We start from the raw sequence: 17,599 nt of genomic DNA, 5'->3' as shown, positions 1-17,599 counted from the left end.
ATCGTGACTGACACCGATGTGCGCCTGTGGCGGAGGGTCCATATGGACCTGGTCCGCTATGCGGGCTGCGTGTGTCGCCCGTCCTGTTGATTCGCCGCTTCTCCATCCGCGCCCGCCGCTCCGTGCCGCGGCAGGGCACCTTCGCGAACCTCTCAGGACGGTCAGCATGTCTCTTCTTCCCGTACGCACCTCCGCGCCCGCCGCCGGGGCCGGCCCGTCGGTCCCGGCCGCCGCGGTCTCACCGGCCGCCGCGGTCTCACCGGCCGCCCCGGTCTCCCCGGCCTCACCGGTCGGCGGCCCCACCCCCGCCGAACTGCTGGACTTCGTCCGCGGCACCGCCGCCGACAGCGCGCTGATCGCCTCCCTCCCCCTCGACCCCGAGGGCCGGACATGGATCCGGCTGGACGGCCCCGGGGGCAGCGAGGCGTGGCTGATCGGCTGGCCACCCGGCACGGGCACCGGCTGGCACGACCACGGTGGCTCGCACGGCGCTTTCGCCACGGCTTCGGGCACGCTCAAGGAGGACTCGCTGGCGGCACGGCTGCCCACCGAGGGGTGGAAGACCCTGGAGCTGGCCGAGGGCGTCGACCGCGAACGGCAGTTGACGGCGGGCGAGGGGCGGGCGTTCGGCAGGCATCATGTGCACGAGGTGCGCAACGAGTCCGGGGGCTCCCACGCCGTGTCCGTCCACGCGTACTACCCGCCGCTGCCGCTGATGCGGCGCTACAGCCGCACGGGCCAGGTGCTCCGTCTTGAGCAGGTCGAGCGGCCCGAGGAGTGGCAGTGAGCGAGCAGCGTACGAGCAACGGGCGGGTCGGTATAGACGAGCTGCTGGAGCGGGTCCGCGCGGACCTGGACCGGCTGGAGCCCCGCGAGGCGTTCGAGGCCGCGGTGGACGGCGCGCTGCTGGTGGACATCCGGTACGCGGCGCTGCGCGAGCGCGACGGTCTGATCCCGGGGGCGCTGGTCGTGGAGCGCAACGAGCTGGAGTGGCGGCTCGACCCGCAGGGCAGCCACCGTGCCCCGGAGGCCACGAGCCATGAGCTGCGGGTCGTGGTCGTCTGCAACGAGGGGTACGCGTCGAGCCTCGCGGCGGCCTCCCTGCGGCAGTTGGGAGTGCACCGCGCGACCGACCTCGTCGGAGGGTTCCAGGCGTGGAAGGCCGAGGGACTGCCCGTCACACGATGAGCGCGCCCGCGCGCCGCCACGCCCGTACAGGGGATCCCCGTACACGGGACCGACCGCAAGCCCGGGGCCAGACCCGGGCGATGACCGGTTCCCGGGCGAGGACCAGGTTCCCGTGCCGCGACGTGCCGCGACCGGCCATGTCTGCCCCGACGGGTCGGAGCTTGCCGGCGCCGGGAGGGGCACCAGGGCCTGGTACGCGGCCTAGTACGCGCCCTCGTCCAGCCCCTCGGTGTCCTCGCCCTCCTCCTCCAGCGCCCGCTTGACCACCCGGAGCGCCATGCCCTCCGGGTACCCCTTGCGCGCCAGCATCCCCGCGAGCCGGCGCACACGTCTGTCCCGCTCCAGGCCGCGGGTGGCCCGGAGTTTCCGGGCGACCAGCTCGCGGGCGGTCTCCTCCTCCCGCTCGGAGTCGAGCTGCCCGACCGCCTCGTCGATCAGGGCCGGCTCCACGCCCTTCGTCCGCAGCTCCCGCGCGAGCGCCCGCCGGGCCAGGCCGCGGCCGTGGTGCCGTGACTCCACCCAGGCATCCGCGAATGCCGCGTCGTTGATCAGCCCCACGTCCTCGAAGCGGGAGAGTACCTCCTCCGCGATGTCCTGCGGGATCTCCCGCTTCTCCAGTGCGTCCGCGAGCTGCTTGCGGGTGCGCGGGGTGCCGGTGAGCAGGCGCAGACAGATCGCCCGCGCCCGCTCGGCCGGGTCCTGGGGCGGCAGCTCCTGCTCGGCCCTCGACGAGTCGGAGCTGCCGCCCGGCCTTTCGGTCCGTCGCCTCTTCGCATAAGGCACGGTGACGAACTAACTCTTGGCCGCTGCCGACTTGGCCGACCTGGCCTTGGAGGCAGCGGCCACCGGCTTCACCGGCTCGTCCCCGGAGGCGGGGGCGCCCGCGGCGTCCGCGCCCGGCTCGGCCGCCGGTGCCTGCGGCTGGACCCCGACCCCCAGCTTCTCCAGGATCTTCTTCTCGATCTCATTGGCGAGATCGGGGTTGTCCTTGAGGAAGTTGCGGGAATTCTCCTTGCCCTGGCCGAGCTGGTCGCCCTCGTACGTGTACCAGGCGCCGGCCTTGCGGACGAAGCCGTGCTCCACGCCCATGTCGATCAGGCCGCCCTCGCGGCTGATGCCCTGGCCGTAGAGGATGTCGAACTCGGCCTGCTTGAAGGGCGGCGCGACCTTGTTCTTGACGACCTTGACCCGGGTGCGGTTGCCGACGGCCTCGGTGCCGTCCTTCAGTGTCTCGATACGGCGGATGTCGAGCCGGACCGACGCGTAGAACTTGAGCGCCCGGCCACCGGTCGTGGTCTCCGGTGAGCCGAACATCACGCCGATCTTCTCGCGGAGCTGGTTGATGAAGATCGCGGTGGTCTTGGACTGGTTGAGCGCGCTGGTGATCTTCCGGAGCGCCTGGCTCATCAGCCGCGCCTGGAGACCGACGTGCGAGTCGCCCATCTCGCCCTCGATCTCCGCACGGGGCACCAGCGCCGCGACGGAGTCGATGACGATGAGGTCGAGCGCGCCGGAGCGGACCAGCATGTCCACGATTTCGAGGGCCTGCTCACCGTTGTCCGGCTGGGAGAGGAGCAGATTGTCGATGTCGACGCCGAGCTTCTTCGCGTACTCGGGGTCGAGGGCGTGCTCGGCGTCCACGAAGGCCACCGCGCCGCCCAGCCGCTGCGCGTTCGCCACGGCGTGCAGCGTCAGCGTCGTCTTGCCGGAGGACTCGGGGCCGTACACCTCCACCACGCGGCCGCGCGGCAGACCGCCGACGCCGAGCGCGACGTCGAGCGCGGTCGATCCCGTGGGGATGACCTCGATGGGGTCGTTCGGCCGGTCGCCCATGCGCATCACTGCGCCCTTGCCGAATTGCCGTTCAATTTGTGCGAGAGCGGCGTCGAGCGCCTTCTCGCGGTCGGTTCCTGCCATGGGTTCCACCCGATTTGCTTGAGTCGATCGCTTCACGTCAACGACGCTATCCCCTGCCACTGACAACGCGTCCCCGACGCCTCCCCGCCTGTGGACAACTATGGACAACTCGGCCGGGCCGGCCGTCGGCCGACGCCCCCGTCACGCCACCACAGAACACCGCCGACCGGGCCGGGGAAACACCGGCAGCTCTCCCATGAGAATGGATGTTCGATTTTTGTGTCAAGCGACACGCGCCGGGCCCGCGGTACGCCCGGAAACGGCGACGGCGGTGCGCCTAAGGACGGTCGCGGCCATCCTCCCGCGTGCGCAGCACCCGCCGTATCTGCCCCAGCAGCGGGATGTCCCGGCGCCGCCGGCCGCCCCTCACCCGCGGGTCGTCCATCACCTCGTACCTCTTCACGTACGCGCCGAGAAACGCCTGAAGGGTCGCGACGGCGGGGATCGAGATCAGCGCGCCGACGGGGCCCAGCAGCGCCGTACCCGCGATGACCGAGCCGAAGGCCACCGCCGGGTGGATGTCCACGGACCGGGCGGTGAGCTTGGGCTGGAGCATGTAGTTCTCGAACTGCTGGTAGATCACGACGAAGCCGAGGACCCACAGCGCGTACCAGGGGTCCACGGTGAAGGCGATCAGCATGGGCAGGGCGCCCGCCAGATACGTGCCGATGGTCGGGATGAACTGGGAGACCAGCCCCACCCACATCGCGAGCGCCGGCGCGTACGGAACGCCCAGGATCTCCAGCAGGACGTAATGCGCGACACCGGAGATGAGGGCCATCAGTCCGCGCGAGTAGAGATATCCGCCGGTCTTCACGACCGCGATCTCCCAGGCCCGCAGCACCTCCGCCTGCCGGGCGGGCGGCAGGACGGAGCAGAGCCCGCGGCGCAGCCGGGGCCCGTCGGCGGCGAAGTAGAAGGAGAACAGGAAGATCGTCAGAACCCGGAACAGTCCGCCCAGCACGGTGGTGGAGACGTCGAGGACGCCGCTCGCGCTGTTCTGCACGTACCTCTGGAGCCAGTCCGAGTGCAGCAGGCTGTCCTGGACGGCGACCCGGGACAGCTCGGTGTGGAACGTCAGGTTGATCCAGTTGATCACCGAGTCGAGGTACTGGGGGAAGGAGTCGACGATGTCGATGATCTGGCTCGCCAGTATCGAACCGAGCATCACCACGAAGCCGGCGCTCGCGATCAGCACCCCGAAGAAGACGAGGAAAGTGGCGAGTCCGCGCCGCATCCCGCGGTCCGCCATGCGGCTGACCGCGGGCTCCACCGCCAGCGCCAGGAAGAAGGCGATCAGCACATTGATGAGCAGCCCGAAGATCTGATGGAACGCCCAGATGCCGAGCTGGAAGCAGGCGACGAGGGCCAGCGCGAGGACCATGGCACGCGGTAGCCAGCGGGGCATACGGTCGCCCCCGCCGTCCGCTACGGCCGGGCGCGGGGACGGCCCCGCTGGCGTCCCGGAGGACGCGGCGTGCGGGGTCTCCCGCGCGGAGTCCGGCGGAGGGATCGGGGGTTGTACGTCCGAGGCGGTGCTGTCGTTCGGTGCCACGGAGTCAGTCTGGACTACGGCTGTGACAACCGGCCCCGCGGTCCGGGCTTTCGCACCGGATCCCTGCCCGGTCCTGACGGGCCACGCGTCAGCGATTCTCGGCCGGCACACCCATGGCGTCGCACACGGCGCGCCACACGTCCTTGGTCTCCCAGCCCGCGTCGAGCGCCTCGTGCACCGTACGGCCGCCCAGTTCGGCCATCACGTGGTCACGGGCGAAGGAATCCGCGTAGGCGGCGCCGAAGTGGTCCGCCATCCGCTCCCAGAAAATCGTCAACCGCATGCGCCCAGTATCCCGCCCCTCAGAGTGCGGCCCGGCCCGTCCCCCGATGAGTCACGCCGCAAGGCGGACAAGCTGCTGATCAAGCCAACGGGTGGGCCAGGTCGACGCCGATGTCCGGCAGACATCTCGGGGGAACGGCAGCCCCTGACGGGGCGCCAGTTATGTTTCGAGTCATGCCGGATCATCGGCGCCGAGCCTGACAGCAACCCATCCCGGGCCGCAGAAGAACTCTCACAGTTATGTTTTTCGTGGTCCTGCAAGAGGGCCGCTGGCCCGCGCGGCGCGCGGCCGCGCCCGGTCAGCCGGACACGGCCCGTACCGCCGCCGTGACGACCACCGCGGCGCCGACGACCACCAGGAACGGGGCGCGCAGCACCAGCGCGAGGGCCGCCGCGGCGACTCCCGCGCCCCGGGCGTCCAGGACGAGTGCGCCGTTCGCGCTGAAGGTCTGCTGCGCGGTGAGTGCGGCGAGCAGGGCGACGGGCAGCAGGGCGGACAGCCGCTGGACGAGCGGGCGCTCCAGCACGCCCGCGGGGACGAGCAGTCCCAGCAGCTTGAGGAGGTAGCAGCCGACGGCGGTCGCGCCGATCGCGATCCAGACGGTCAACGGTCCGTTCCCTTCGTGCGGCCGGTGTCCCGCGGCCCGCCGGAGGGCGTCCGGCGCGCGCCGAGTCCGCGGCCCTGGAGCCAGAGCACGGTGGGGGCGGCGAGCGCCGCGACGAGCACCGGGACCCCACCGGGCAGCACCGGCAGCAGCCCGAGCCCCAGGACGACGGCGAGGCCCGCGACGGCGCGTTCGGTGGTGGTACGGAGCATCGGCGCGAGCAGCGCGAGAAAGACGGCGGGGCCGGCGGCGTCGAGCCCCCACGCATCGGTGTCGCCGAGGGCCTCCGCGCCCAGTGCCCCGGCCAGGGTGGTCAGGTTCCACAGCGTGTAGAGCGTGAGCCCGGTGACGGTGAAGCCGATCCTGGCGGCGCGCCGGGTGGGCTGGGCGAGGGCGACCGCGGCCGTCTCGTCGATCACCCACTGCGCGGCGAACGGGCGTACGGGGCCCGGCAGCCGCAGCAACTGGGAGAGTCTGAGGCCGTAGAAGGCGTTGCGTACGCCCAGGAAGAACGCGCCCGCCGCGGCGGTGAGGGGATTCCCGCCGGCCGCGAGCGCGCCGACGAGCGCGAACTGCGAGGCGCCGGTGAAGACCAGCAGGCTGAGCGCGCAGGTCTGCGCCACGGTGAGCCCCGCGCCCGCCGAGGTGACGCCGAAGGCGAATCCCGAGAGCCCGACGGCGATGCCGACGCCGAGGGCGTCGCGCACCACGGCGGAGTCGGGTTTGGACGGGGCGGAGGGACTGGGCGAGGGTCGCGGGGTGCTGCCCCCGGGGCCGTCCGCCGGTATGCCGGCCGGTATGTCCGCGGAAGCGGACGCTGTCTGTTCTGCCACGTCGCAGACGCTACGCGGTACGGGACCCCCAGGTCTTGTACGTTCTCGCACCCCACAGCCCCGCGGTCCCGCTGCCCGGCGACCCCGCATCCCCACAGCCCCTCTGCCGCGGCCCGGGCCCGTTTCCCCAGGTCCGGGCGATTGTCAGTGGGCGGGTGCACGATGGGGGCATGGCACGCACCGCGCTCGACTCCTTCTCCCCCGCGACCCGCGGCTGGTTCACGGGGGCCTTCTCCGCGCCCACCGCGGCGCAGGAAGGTGCGTGGCGCGCCCTCCAGGAGGGGTCGGACGTGCTGGTGGTCGCGCCGACGGGCTCCGGCAAGACGCTGGCCGCCTTCCTCGCCGCGCTGGACGAGCTCGCCGCCTCGCCGCCGCCCGCCGAGGCGAAGAAGCGGTGCCGGGTGCTGTACGTATCGCCGCTGAAGGCGCTCGCGGTCGACGTGGAGCGCAATCTGCGCAGCCCGCTCACGGGGATCCGGCAGGAGTCCGTACGGCGTGGGCTGCCCGAGCCGCAGGTGCGCGTCGGTATCCGCTCGGGCGACACCCCGCCCGCCGACCGCAGGTCGATGGCGACGAGGCCGCCGGACATCCTGATCACCACCCCCGAGTCGCTGTTCCTGATGCTCACGTCCTCCGCGCGGGACGCGCTCGCGGGCGTCGAGACGGTGATCCTGGACGAGGTGCACGCCGTGGCCGGGACGAAGCGCGGGGCCCACCTCGCCCTCTCCCTGGAGCGGCTCGATGAGCTGCTGCCGCGCCCGGCCCGCCGGATCGGCCTGTCCGCGACGGTGCGTCCGGTGGAGGAAGTGGCCCGCTATCTGTCGCCGCAGCGCCGGGTGGAGATCGTCCAGCCGCCCTCCGGCAAGGAGTTCGACCTGTCCGTCGTCGTCCCGGTCGAGGATCTGGGCGAGCTCGGTGGCTCCCCCGCCTCGGAGACGGAGAGCGGGGAGAAGCCGTCGATCTGGCCGCATGTGGAGGAGCGGATCGCCGATCTCGTCCAGGCCCACCGCTCCACGATCGTGTTCGCCAACTCCCGCCGCCTGGCCGAGCGGCTGTGCAACCGGCTCAACGAGATCGCGTACGAACGCGCGACGGGGCGGACGATGCCCGAGGAGCACTCCCCGGCCGAGGTGATGGCCCAGTCGGGCGCGGCCAAGGGCGCGCCTCCCCTGCTGGCCCGGGCGCATCACGGCTCGGTCTCCAAGGAGCAGCGTTCCCAGGTCGAGGAGGATCTCAAGGCGGGCCGGCTGCCCGCCGTCGTGGCCACCTCCAGTCTGGAGCTGGGCATCGACATGGGCGCCGTGGATCTGGTCGTCCAGGTCGAGTCGCCGCCCTCGGTCGCCTCCGGTCTCCAGCGGGTGGGCCGGGCCGGCCATCAGGTCGGCGCGGTCTCCACGGGCGTCGTCTTCCCGAAGTACCGCGGCGATCTGGTGCAGGCGGCGGTGGTCACGGAGCGGATGCGCGGCGGGTCCATCGAGGCGCTGCGCGTGCCCGCCAATCCGCTGGACGTGCTGGCCCAGCAGCTTGTCGCCATGGTCGCGCTGGACACCCGGCTGGTGGACGATCTGCTCGCGGTGGTCCGCCGGGCCGCGCCGTTCGCCGCCCTGCCCGACTCGGCGTTCCACGCCGTGCTGGACATGCTCGCCGGGCGCTACCCCTCCGACGCCTTCGCGGAGCTGCGGCCACGGGTGGTGTGGGACCGCGTCGCGGGTACGGTCACGGGCCGCCCGGGCGCCCAGCGCCTCGCCGTCACTTCCGGCGGCACGATCCCCGACCGCGGTCTCTTCGGGGTCTTCCTCGCCGGAGCCGACCCCAAGAAGGGCGGCGGCCGGGTCGGCGAGCTGGACGAGGAGATGGTGTACGAGTCGCGGGTGGGCGATGTCTTCACCTTGGGGACGACGTCCTGGCGGATCGAGGACATCACCCGGGACCGCGTCCTGGTCACCCCGGCCCCCGGCGCCCCGGGACGGCTGCCCTTCTGGAAGGGCGACCAGCTCGGCCGCCCGCTGGAGCTGGGCCGCGCGGTCGGCGCGTTCCTGCGCGAGGTCGGCTCGCTTCCTGAGGACGACGCGCGACTGCGCCTGATGACGGCGGGCCTGGACGACTGGGCGGCCGGCAATCTGCTGTCGTACCTGGACGAGCAGCGCCGCGCCTGCGGGCACATCCCCGACGACCGGACGATCCTGGTCGAGCGGTTCCGTGACGAGCTGGGCGACTGGCGGGTGGTGATCCACTCCCCGTTCGGCGCCCAGGTGCACGCTCCGTGGGCGCTGGCCCTGGGGGCCAGGCTCTCCGAGCGGTACGGCATGGACGCGCAGGTCATGCACGCCGACGACGGCATCGTGCTGCGGCTTCCCGACGCCGATCTGATGGGCCTGGATCTCCTCGACGAGGAGCCGCCGGACCGAGCCGGTACCGCCTTCGACAGCGAGCAGGCCCCGCTGGGCGCCGCGGACGTCGCCTTCGACACGGGCGAGATCCGCGGCATCGTCACGGAACAGGTCGGCGGCTCCGCCCTGTTCGCCTCCCGGTTCCGGGAGTGCGCCGCGCGGGCGCTGCTGCTGCCGCGCCGCAGCCCCGGCAAGCGCACCCCGCTGTGGCAGCAGCGCCAGCGCGCCGCCCAGCTCCTCCAGGTGGCGAGCGAGTTCGGCTCGTTCCCCATCGTGCTGGAGGCGGTGCGGGAGTGCCTTCAGGACGTCTTCGACGTCCCCGGCCTCACCGAGCTGATGGGCGACATCGAGTCCCGCCGGGTCCGGCTCGTCGAGGTCACCACCCCCGAGCCCTCCCCTTTCGCCCGGTCCCTGCTCTTCGGCTACGTCGCCCAGTTCCTGTACGAGGGCGACTCGCCCCTCGCCGAGCGGCGGGCCGCCGCCCTGTCGCTGGACTCCCGGTTGCTCGCCGAGCTGCTGGGCCAGGCCGAGCTGCGGGAGCTGCTCGACCCCGAGGTCCTCACGGAGCTGGAGCGGGAGCTCCAGTGGCTGACGGAGGACCGGCGCGTCAAGGACGCCGAGGGCGTCGCCGACCTGCTGCGGGTTCTCGGCCCGCTCACCGACGACGAGCTGGCCGAGCGCGGCGCGCCGGTCTCCTGGGCGAAGGAGCTGGCCGCGGCCCGTCGTGCCATCAAGGTCCGTATCGCCGGGGCGGACCACTGGGCGGCGATCGAGGACGCCGGCCGGCTGCGGGACGCCCTGGGCACGGCGCTGCCGGTCGGTGTCCCCGAGGCGTTCACCGAACCGGTCAAGGACCCGCTGGGCGATCTGCTCGCCCGCCACGCCCGTACGCACGGCCCGTTCACCTCGTCCACGGCGGCGGAGCGCTTCGGTCTCGGGACGGCGGTCACGGACGGCGCGCTCCAGCGTCTCGCCGCGAGCGCCCGGGTCGTCCAGGGCGAGTTCCATCCGTCCGGCATCGGTCAGGAGTGGTGCGACGCCACGGTGCTCCGCAGGCTGCGCCGCCGCTCCCTGGCCGCGCTGCGCCAGGAGCTGGAGCCGGTCGCGCCCGCCGCGCTCGCCACCTTCCTCCCCCAGTGGCAGCATCTGAGCGGCGACAGCCTGCGCGGCATCGACGGGCTCGCCCGCGCCGTCGAGCAGGTGCAGGGCGCCCCCGTCCCCGCGTCCGCGCTGGAGAAGCTGATCCTGCCGTCCCGGGTCGCCGGCTACACCCCGGCGCTCCTGGACGAACTGACCACCACGGGCGAGGTCCTGTGGGCCGGAGCCGGCGCGCTGCCGGGCAAGGACGGCTGGGTCTCGCTCTATCTCGCCGACGCCGCTCCGCTGCTGCTCCCCGCCCCGCATCCGCTGGAGCAGACCGCTCTGCACGCGTCGGTGCTGACCACGCTCTCGGGCGGGTACGGGCTGTTCTTCCGGCAGATCGCCGACCAGGTACGCGCCACCACCCACCCCGAGGCGACCGACCCCCAACTGGCGGACGCCGTCTGGGACCTGGCCTGGTCGGGACGGCTCACCAACGACACGCTGGCCCCGCTGCGCTCGCTGCTCGGCTCCGGCCGTACGGCGGGCTCCACGGCCCACCGCGCGCGCCGCCCGGTGCCCCGCGGCCGGTACGGCACCCTCACGGCCGCGGCCAGACCCGCGTCCCGTACGGGCCCGCCGACCGTGAGCGGGCGCTGGTCACTCCTTCCCGAGCCGGAGCCCGACCCCACGCACCGCGCCCACGCCCTGGCCCGCACCCTCCTCGACCGTCACGGTGTGGTGACCCGGGGCGCGGTCGCGGCCGAGGGCGTGGCGGGCGGCTTCTCCGCCACGTACCGCGTGCTGTCGGCCTTCGAGGACAGCGGTCAGGCCCGTCGCGGCTATGTCGTGGAGGGGTTGGGCGCCGCCCAGTTCGCGATGGACGGGGCGGTCGACCGACTGCGGGCCGCGGCGACGGCCCGGGACCGCGCCTCCGAGCAGGCCGCGCCCCGTGCCGTGGTGCTCGCCGCGGCCGATCCCGCCAACGCCTACGGGGCCGCGCTGCCCTGGCCGGAGCCGCCGGACGGCGCGGGCCACAAACCGGGGCGCAAGGCCGGCTCCCTGGTCGTCCTGGTCGACGGTGAGCTGACCCTCTACATGGAGCGCGGCGGAAAGACCCTGCTGGCCTGGGTCACGGATCCGCAGGCCCCCGCGCTGGCGGCCGCCGCCGGGGCGCTGGCGGACGCGGCCCGCGCGGGCGCGCTCGGTACGGTCACGGTCGAGCGGGCCAACGGCACACCGGCCCTGACGTCACCGCTGGGCCGGGCCCTGGAATCGGCGGGCTTCCACGCCACCCCCAGAGGCCTGCGCCTGCGCGCCTGACCGGGTGGCGGACCTCCCTACGGACCTCCCCACGGCCCCTCCCCACGGCCTCTCCTCTCCCCGCGCCCCCCTCCCCCTCCCCAAGCCCCCTCCCCGGGACCCATCGGGGCCATCCCGGGGCCTCTCCCCACGGCGACCCCGAAAACCACCGCCCGAACGCCCGCCAAGACCGTTCCCGCCCCGTCGCGCATCATGGGAGACATGCCCGAAGGAGACACCGTCCGGCAGACCGCCCGGCGCCTGCACACCGCCCTCGCCGGGCATGCGCTGACCCGCTCCGACCTGCGGGTCCCCCGGTTCGCGACCGCCGATCTCACCGGCAGGACCGTCCTCGACGTCACCCCGCGCGGAAAGCACCTGCTCACCCGGATCGAGGGCGGACTCACCCTCCACTCGCATCTGCGGATGGACGGCGCGTGGCAGGTCTACGCCCCGGATGAGCGCTGGCGCGGCGGCCCGGCGCATCAGATCCGGGCGATCCTCGGCACGGCCGGGCACACCGCCGTCGGCTACCGGCTGCCCGTCCTGGAACTCCTCCGTACCGGCGACGAGGACCGGGTGGTCGGCCATCTCGGCCCCGATCTGCTCGGCCCCGACTGGGACCCCGCCGTCGCCCTGCGGCGTCTGCTCTCCGACCCCGCCCGCCCCATCGGGGAGGCCCTGCTCGACCAGCGCAACCTGGCCGGGATCGGCAACATCTTCAAGTCCGAGACCTGCTTCCTCGTTCGCGCGACCCCATGGCTTCCGGTCGGCGAACTCCCCTCACCCGAGCGTCTGGTGACGGCGGCCAAGAGTCTGCTCGAAGCCAACCGGGAGCGGCCCGGCAACCGCAGGAAGCTGTACGTCTACGACCGCGCCCACCGGCCCTGTCCCCGCTGCGGCACCCCGATCCGTACGGCCGACCAGGACGGACGCCCCGCCTACTGGTGCCCCCGCTGCCAGTCCGGCCCCACTTCGTGACGGTCCGCCGGTGCCCGCCCCTGACTCCCCGCCCGGCCCCGCTTTCCCCGCGGCGCGGCGGCGTGCACCGGCAGCAGGCTCAGCCCCCAGCCGCCCGCCGCCACCGCGGCCTCCACCACCCCGGTGTGCTCGGGCACCAGCACGAGCCGCAGCACGGCCCACCACCACACCCCGCCGAGGACGCCGAGAACACCTAGAACACCGAGGACGACGGCAGGCGCGACGGCGGGCGGAAGGATCCATCGCCGCGCCATGGCTGCCTCCTCCGGCCGACGTCACGGGACGCCGACCGACGCTGGACCCGCACGATCACCGGCCGGGAGGGCGCATCGGCGCACATCCACGGCGTGCGCCGCGCGCTACGCGCTCTCCGCCTGGAACATCCACGCGTGCTTCTCAAGATCGGCCGTGACCTGGATCAGAATGTCCTGCGTCACCGGATCCGGCTTGTCCGTCACCTCGACGCGCTCACGCATCCGCGTGACCACCGCGCCGAGCGCGTCCACCAGGGTCCGTACCGCGTCCGTGTCCTTGATCCAGCCGTTGGGGACCGGGCCGATCGCGCTGGTCCCCGCCACCGTCGCGGCCCGCCCGTCGGGGGTCACACCGATCGCCGAGGCCCGCTCCGCGACCGTGTCCGAGTGCTGCCGCGCCGTGGTGACGACTTCGTCGAGCTGGAGGTGTACGGAGCGGAAGCGCGGCCCGACGATGTTCCAGTGCACCTGTTTGGCGACGAGCGAGAGATCCACCAGATCCACGAGCGCGCCTTGCAGCGCCTCACCGACCAGCTTCAGGTCCTCCTCGGACAGGGAACTCTTCACGACAGACATACGGGCCCTCCAGTGTTCCGTCGACTCCACCGGCCCGATGGGCCTCACCGGCCTCATCAGGCTCCGTGTCCACCATGACACAGGGGAACAAAACGGTCATCCGGACCATCGAGGGCCGCGCCCCGCCGACCCTGGGGCCGCGGCCTGACGGCAACGGGCCTCCTGCCCGCGCGGAGATCAGCGAGGTCATCTCCGGACATGCCGAAGCCCCGGCCGGTATCGCTACCGACCGGGGCCCGGTCCATCACCTCAAACCCGCGCCATCAGGCGGCGACGACGTCCGCGGGTGCCTTGATCGTCACCCGCTCCGTCGGCACTCCGGCCACCGACGTCACAGAGACGGAATTGAGCATGGGTCGTACTGGCGCGGGCACCGGCTCGTTCGCCGCCGCCGACGCGGCCAGCTCCGCCAACGACAGTTCGTCGCTCACTTCGCGCATGAGCTCGGACATCCGTACGTCAAGCGCGTCGCAGATCGCGGAGAGCAGTTCGGAGGAAGCCTCCTTCTGCCCCCGCTCAACCTCGGAAAGATAGCCGAGCGAGACTCGGGCGGACGAGGAGACTTCGCGCAGAGTACGGCCCTGGCGCTGGCGCTGCCGACGCAGCACGTCACCCAGCAGGCGACGGAGCAGAATCATCGGTGGCTCCCTCCTCGGACCGCGTAGCCGCATCCTTCACGCCCCACCGTACCGCCTTGCGCGGCGGCCGTGCGGGGAGCGATGTCGTGTTCACTCAGGGCTGTAAACATCAAATCCCCCCGTTCTCTTCCGTATCCTGTGTCCGCCCGTTCCCGGAGAGTTCGCCGAGGAGCAGTCCCAGTACGCTCCGTACACTCTCTTTACGGATGTCCGCCCGGTCGCCGTTCAATCGCAGCGTGGCCACTTTCCCGACGCCTTCCGGTCCCGCGACCGCCACGTACACCGTTCCGACCGGCTGCCCGTCCTGCGGCTCCGGGCCCGCCACCCCCGTCGTCGCGACGCCCCAGTCGGCGCCCAGCGCGCCGCGTACCCCGGCCGCCATCTGCCGTGCGACCTCGGGGTCCACGGCGCCGCGCTCGTCGAGCAGGGCCCCGTCCACGCCCAGGACGTCCCGCTTGAGGTCCGTCGCATAGGCCGTCACGGCCCCGCGGAAGGCCCGGGAGGCCCCGGGGACGGCGGTCAGCTCCGCGGCCACCAGACCGCCGGTCAGGGACTCCGCCACGGCCAGCGTCCCGCCGCGGCCGGCCAGCAGCTCCAGCACCCGCGCGGCACGGGCCCCCGCCCCGGTCGCCGTATCGCTCACCGAGCGGATTCCTCCTCGGCGCGCTCCGCGGCCAGCCCCTGGCGTCGCAGGACGACCGCCTGCCGTACGTAGTCGAGCCCCGTGAGCACCGTCAGGACGACCGCCGCCGCCATCACCCAGAACCGCAGCGTGGCCAGCGGCCCGGTCAGCGCGAGGACGTACATCCCCACGGCGACCCCCTGCGTCAGCGTCTTCATCTTGCCGCCGCGGCTGGCCGGGATCACCCCGTGTCTGATCACCCAGAACCGCATCAGGGTGATCCCCAGCTCGCGGAAGAGGATGACGCCCGTCACCCACCACGGCAGATCGCCGAGCGCGGAGAGACAGAGCAGCGCGGCGCCCATGATCGCCTTGTCCGCGATCGGGTCGGCGATCTTGCCGAAGTCGGTGACCAGGTTGTACGTACGGGCCAGGTGGCCGTCGAAGATGTCCGTGATCATCGCTACGGCGAAGGCGGCCCACGCCCAGGCGCGCCAGACGGGGTCGTATCCGCCGTCCTGGAGCAGCAGGTACACGAAGCAGGGCACGAGCACCAGTCGCACCATGGTGAGGATGTTGGCGATGTTCCACAGACTGGCCTGATTGACCACCACCGCCGCCAGCTTGGCGCCGGGCGCCGGCTTCGCGCCGGTACCGCCCGCCGCGGACGCCGGGACTCCGGTCATCTGGCCGCCTCCTCACCCGGGATCCGTGAGTCGTCCCCCGGAAGCTCGTAGCACTCGGCGACCAGGTCCACGCCTTCGGTCCCGACCACCTTCGCCTCGACCATACGGCCGGGGCGCAGTCCCTCGCGCGAGGTGAAGATCACCTGGCCGTCCGTCTCGGGCGCCTGGTGGGCCGCGCGGCCCACGGCGGGCTCGTCGCCGTCGCCGTCCGGGTCGACCGATTCGACGAGCACCTGAAGGCTCTCGCCGAGCCGCTCCTCGGCCCGCTGCGCGGTCAGCTCCTCGGCCAGCCGGGAGAGGTGCGCCAGCCGCTCGGCGACGAGGTCGGCGTCCAGCTTGTCGCCGTACGTGGCGGCCTCGGTGCCGTCCTCGTCCGAGTAGCCGAAGACACCGATGGCGTCGAGGCGCGCGCCGGTGAGGAAGCGTTCCAGCTCTGCGAAGTCCGCCTCGCTCTCACCGGGGAAGCCCACGATGAAGTTGGAGCGCACGCCGGCCTGCGGCGCCTTTCCCCGGATGGTCTCCAGCAGTTCCAGGAAGCGGTCGGTGTCGCCGAAGCGCCGCATCGCGCGCAGCACGTCGGGGGCGGAGTGCTGGAAGGACAGGTCGAAGTACGGGGCGACCTTGGGCGTCGACGTCAGGACGTCGATCAGCCCGGGCCGCATCTCGGCGGGCTGGAGGTAGCTGACCCGTACCCGCTCGATGCCGTCGACGGCCGCCAGCTCCGGCAGCAGCGTCTCCAGCAGCCGGATGTCGCCGAGGTCCTTGCCGTACGACGTGTTGTTCTCGGAGACCAGCATGACCTCCTTGACGCCCTGCTCGGCCAGCCAGCGCGTCTCGCCGAGCACGTCGGAGGGGCGGCGCGAGATGAAGGAGCCGCGGAACGACGGGATGGCGCAGAAGGAGCAGCGGCGGTCGCAGCCGGACGCGAGCTTGACGGAGGCGACGGGGCTGGTGTCGAGGCGCCTGCGCAGCGGCGCCCGCGGCCCGGAGGCCGGAGCGACCCCCTCGGGCAGGTCCTCGGGGGCCGGCGCGATCTCCGCGACGCCCTGTGCGTGGCCGGGGAGCGCGACCTCGGCGCCCTGGCGCTCGACGGGGCTGAGGGGCAGCAGCTTGCGGCGGTCGCGGGGGGTGTGGGAGGCGTGGATGCCGCCGTTGAGGATGGTCTGGAGGCGGTCGGAGATGTCGGCGTAGTCGTCGAAGCCGAGGACCCCGTCCGCCTCGGGCAGGGCCTCGGCGAGTTCCTTGCCGTACCGCTCGGCCATGCAGCCGACGGCGACGACGGCCTGGGTTCTGCCCTGATCCTTCAGATCATTGGCTTCCAGCAGGGCGTCGACGGAGTCCTTCTTGGCGGCCTCGACGAATCCGCAGGTGTTGACGACGGCGACATCCGCCCCTGAGGCGTCCTGGACGAGCTCCCAGCCATCCGCGGCCAAGCGGCCTGCGAGCTCCTCCGAGTCCACCTCGTTACGGGCGCAGCCAAGAGTGACAAGGGCGACGGTACGGCGTTCGGGCATGGGCTCAAGACTACTTTGTCCCGGCCCCGCCCTTACCGTGCAGGGTTGGTCAGCCGACCTCGGGGTCACCCTGCGTGTACGAGAGCCGCTCGACCTGGCCGGGCTCGAACTCGTCCGCGACCTTCTTACCGTTCACGAACAGCTCGATCGCACCGGCGTTGCCGAGGATCAGATCGATCTGCTCGTCATCCTGGAAGGTCTTGGAATCACCCTTGAGAAGGATTCCGTCGAAGAGAAGTTTGCCGTTGTGCGCCTTGGCGGAGATCCAGCTCTTGTCGTCTATGGCCGACAGCTTCACCGTCACCTTGTCGCGGGGCGCGGCGGCGATGGCGCTCTCGGAGGGTTCCGGCTTGGCGCCGGTCTTGGTGGGGCTGGGCTTGGTGTCGGGCGTCGGGCCGTCGGCGACCTCGTTGCTCTTCGCGTTCTTGTCCGTGCTGTCGAGCGCCGTGAAGCCGACGAATCCGACCACCGCGACGATCGCGGCGACCATGGCGGCGGTCCAGTTGGGCCGACGGCGCTCCGGACGGATCCGCTCCGCCTCGAACATCGGCGCCGCGGGTGTGGGCGCGGGGCGCCCACCGCGCTCGGCGTCGAACTGTTCGATGAGGGGCTCGGGGTCCAGTCCGACCGCGCGCGCGAGCATACGGATGTGGCCGCGGGCGTACACGTCGCCGCCGCAGCGGGAGAAGTCGTCCTCCTCGATCGCGTGCACGATGGGGACGCGTACCCGGGTGGAGCCGCTCAACTCCTCGACCGTGCGGTGCGCGGCGATACGGGCCTGCTGGAGTGTCCGGCCGATCGAAGGCCGTTGTTCCTCAGGGGAGTTGCCGTCGGGAGCGCCGGGATCGGGGACGCGGTCGTCGGGGGCGTTGGCGTCGGGGGACTTGCCGTCGGAAGAGTTGCCGATGGACACGGGGGCGCCTTTCGAGCGTGTAGCCACCTGCTGGACACTCAGTCTAGGGGTGGTACGAAAGGGTGGGGCAACCGGGCGGATGCACTTTGTACGCCATCAGAAGGGCCGGACGGCGTGCGAGAGGAACATCATGCCTTTCCCCTCCCCAACTTGACGTCCACCCAAGGGAAACGGTTGCCCTTCGGCTTCCCCCGAAATCAGATTGAAATCCCGGCGGGTCCGGGCGCGTCCGGGTGAGTTCCCGCGCGTCCGGACCAACCGGT

General features: G+C 72.3%; 18 protein-coding genes. 5 read left to right on the top strand and 13 right to left on the bottom strand.

Going from position 1 to position 17,599, the window contains the following annotated elements; translation table 11 throughout:
* Positions 1-3: 3 nt before the first annotated feature.
* From ACIBJC_RS36825 to ACIBJC_RS36815, 3 genes are all read left to right on the top strand, one after another.
* Complete coding sequence (locus tag ACIBJC_RS36825; RefSeq protein ID WP_311605579.1) at positions 4-90, top strand: putative leader peptide; 87 nt, start codon at positions 4-6, stop codon at positions 88-90.
* A 76-nt stretch (positions 91-166) separates the two neighbouring features.
* On the top strand, positions 167-787 hold the full coding sequence (locus tag ACIBJC_RS36820; RefSeq protein WP_399300516.1) for a cysteine dioxygenase: 621 nt from the start codon (positions 167-169) through the stop codon (positions 785-787).
* Positions 784-1,188: a rhodanese-like domain-containing protein gene (locus ACIBJC_RS36815; RefSeq protein ID WP_399300513.1), complete on the top strand. Its 405-nt coding sequence runs from the start codon at positions 784-786 to the stop codon at positions 1,186-1,188. The genes ACIBJC_RS36820 and ACIBJC_RS36815 overlap by 4 nt, the downstream gene beginning before the upstream one ends.
* A gap of 201 nt (positions 1,189-1,389) precedes the next feature.
* Here ACIBJC_RS36815 and recX read toward each other — a convergent pair whose 3' ends face one another.
* From recX to ACIBJC_RS36785, 6 genes are all read right to left on the bottom strand, one after another.
* The gene (gene recX / locus ACIBJC_RS36810; protein ID WP_399300510.1) at positions 1,390-1,971 is read right to left on the bottom strand and encodes a recombination regulator RecX; all 582 of its coding nucleotides are present in this window, start codon (positions 1,969-1,971) and stop codon (positions 1,390-1,392) included.
* Between the two features lie 9 nt (positions 1,972-1,980).
* The gene (recA, locus tag ACIBJC_RS36805) at positions 1,981-3,105 is read right to left on the bottom strand and encodes a recombinase RecA (protein WP_399300507.1); all 1,125 of its coding nucleotides are present in this window, start codon (positions 3,103-3,105) and stop codon (positions 1,981-1,983) included.
* 277 nt (positions 3,106-3,382) lie between these two features.
* The gene (locus ACIBJC_RS36800) at positions 3,383-4,513 is read right to left on the bottom strand and encodes an AI-2E family transporter (RefSeq protein ID WP_399300658.1); all 1,131 of its coding nucleotides are present in this window, start codon (positions 4,511-4,513) and stop codon (positions 3,383-3,385) included.
* A 235-nt stretch (positions 4,514-4,748) separates the two neighbouring features.
* Complete coding sequence (locus ACIBJC_RS36795) at positions 4,749-4,943, bottom strand: DUF3046 domain-containing protein (protein ID WP_399300505.1); 195 nt, start codon at positions 4,941-4,943, stop codon at positions 4,749-4,751.
* A 298-nt stretch (positions 4,944-5,241) separates the two neighbouring features.
* Entirely contained in the window at positions 5,242-5,550 is a 309-nt protein-coding gene (locus tag ACIBJC_RS36790; RefSeq protein WP_399300502.1) for an AzlD domain-containing protein, read from the bottom strand.
* Positions 5,547-6,335 (bottom strand): AzlC family ABC transporter permease, encoded by a 789-nt coding sequence (locus tag ACIBJC_RS36785; RefSeq protein ID WP_399300655.1) that lies wholly within the window; start codon positions 6,333-6,335, stop codon positions 5,547-5,549. Before ACIBJC_RS36785 ends, ACIBJC_RS36790 begins: the two co-directional genes overlap by 4 nt.
* Positions 6,336-6,550: 215 nt before the next feature.
* Between ACIBJC_RS36785 and ACIBJC_RS36780 the strand changes: the two genes are divergently transcribed.
* Positions 6,551-11,173, top strand: coding sequence for an ATP-dependent helicase (locus tag ACIBJC_RS36780; protein ID WP_399300499.1), 4,623 nt, complete (start codon positions 6,551-6,553; stop codon positions 11,171-11,173).
* Positions 11,174-11,374: 201 nt separating this feature from the next.
* A complete protein-coding gene (locus tag ACIBJC_RS36775; protein ID WP_399300496.1) occupies positions 11,375-12,133 on the top strand; it encodes an Fpg/Nei family DNA glycosylase in 759 nt (252 codons plus the stop codon).
* Here ACIBJC_RS36775 and ACIBJC_RS36770 read toward each other — a convergent pair.
* From ACIBJC_RS36770 to ACIBJC_RS36740, 7 genes are all read right to left on the bottom strand, one after another.
* Entirely contained in the window at positions 12,094-12,387 is a 294-nt protein-coding gene (locus ACIBJC_RS36770; RefSeq protein WP_399300493.1) for a hypothetical protein, read from the bottom strand. The two genes, ACIBJC_RS36775 and ACIBJC_RS36770, sit on opposite strands and share 40 nt — an antisense overlap.
* A gap of 105 nt (positions 12,388-12,492) precedes the next feature.
* Complete coding sequence (locus tag ACIBJC_RS36765; RefSeq protein ID WP_399300490.1) at positions 12,493-12,963, bottom strand: Dps family protein; 471 nt, start codon at positions 12,961-12,963, stop codon at positions 12,493-12,495.
* A gap of 263 nt (positions 12,964-13,226) precedes the next feature.
* A complete protein-coding gene (locus ACIBJC_RS36760; protein ID WP_329822570.1) occupies positions 13,227-13,601 on the bottom strand; it encodes a helix-turn-helix transcriptional regulator in 375 nt (124 codons plus the stop codon).
* A 109-nt stretch (positions 13,602-13,710) separates the two neighbouring features.
* The gene (locus tag ACIBJC_RS36755) at positions 13,711-14,244 is read right to left on the bottom strand and encodes a CinA family protein (protein ID WP_399300487.1); all 534 of its coding nucleotides are present in this window, start codon (positions 14,242-14,244) and stop codon (positions 13,711-13,713) included.
* Positions 14,241-14,909, bottom strand: a complete 669-nt coding sequence (gene pgsA / locus ACIBJC_RS36750) for a CDP-diacylglycerol--glycerol-3-phosphate 3-phosphatidyltransferase (RefSeq protein ID WP_329822572.1) — start codon at positions 14,907-14,909, stop codon at positions 14,241-14,243. The genes ACIBJC_RS36755 and pgsA overlap by 4 nt, the downstream gene beginning before the upstream one ends.
* Complete coding sequence (rimO, locus tag ACIBJC_RS36745; protein ID WP_399300484.1) at positions 14,906-16,423, bottom strand: 30S ribosomal protein S12 methylthiotransferase RimO; 1,518 nt, start codon at positions 16,421-16,423, stop codon at positions 14,906-14,908. Before rimO ends, pgsA begins: the two co-directional genes overlap by 4 nt.
* Before the next feature lie 49 nt (positions 16,424-16,472).
* Positions 16,473-17,336, bottom strand: a complete 864-nt coding sequence (locus tag ACIBJC_RS36740) for a helix-turn-helix domain-containing protein (RefSeq protein WP_399300481.1) — start codon at positions 17,334-17,336, stop codon at positions 16,473-16,475.
* Positions 17,337-17,599 lie beyond the last annotated feature (263 nt).

Origin of the sequence: Streptomyces sp. NPDC050509 (genome assembly GCF_044457965.1) — a bacterium.
In the GTDB taxonomy this organism is placed as follows: domain Bacteria; phylum Actinomycetota; class Actinomycetes; order Streptomycetales; family Streptomycetaceae; genus Streptomyces.
The sequence above is the reverse complement of the archived record's forward strand: the minus strand, read 5'-3'. Positions and strand labels throughout refer to the sequence as shown.

Bases quoted from the DNA above. Each gene is read 5' to 3' on its own strand.
- ACIBJC_RS36820 (WP_399300516.1), top strand. From the start codon at position 167: ATGTCTCTTCTTCCCGTACGCACCTCCGCGCCCGCCGCCGGGGCCGGC.
- recA (WP_399300507.1), bottom strand. From the start codon at position 3,105: ATGGCAGGAACCGACCGCGAGAAGGCGCTCGACGCCGCTCTCGCACAA.
- ACIBJC_RS36800 (WP_399300658.1), bottom strand. From the start codon at position 4,513: ATGCCCCGCTGGCTACCGCGTGCCATGGTCCTCGCGCTGGCCCTCGTC.
- ACIBJC_RS36795 (WP_399300505.1), bottom strand. From the start codon at position 4,943: ATGCGGTTGACGATTTTCTGGGAGCGGATGGCGGACCACTTCGGCGCC.
- ACIBJC_RS36780 (WP_399300499.1), top strand. From the start codon at position 6,551: ATGGCACGCACCGCGCTCGACTCCTTCTCCCCCGCGACCCGCGGCTGG.
- ACIBJC_RS36775 (WP_399300496.1), top strand. From the start codon at position 11,375: ATGCCCGAAGGAGACACCGTCCGGCAGACCGCCCGGCGCCTGCACACC.
- ACIBJC_RS36770 (WP_399300493.1), bottom strand. From the start codon at position 12,387: ATGGCGCGGCGATGGATCCTTCCGCCCGCCGTCGCGCCTGCCGTCGTC.
- ACIBJC_RS36765 (WP_399300490.1), bottom strand. From the start codon at position 12,963: ATGTCTGTCGTGAAGAGTTCCCTGTCCGAGGAGGACCTGAAGCTGGTC.
- ACIBJC_RS36760 (WP_329822570.1), bottom strand. From the start codon at position 13,601: ATGATTCTGCTCCGTCGCCTGCTGGGTGACGTGCTGCGTCGGCAGCGC.
- pgsA (WP_329822572.1), bottom strand. From the start codon at position 14,909: ATGACCGGAGTCCCGGCGTCCGCGGCGGGCGGTACCGGCGCGAAGCCG.
- rimO (WP_399300484.1), bottom strand. From the start codon at position 16,423: ATGCCCGAACGCCGTACCGTCGCCCTTGTCACTCTTGGCTGCGCCCGT.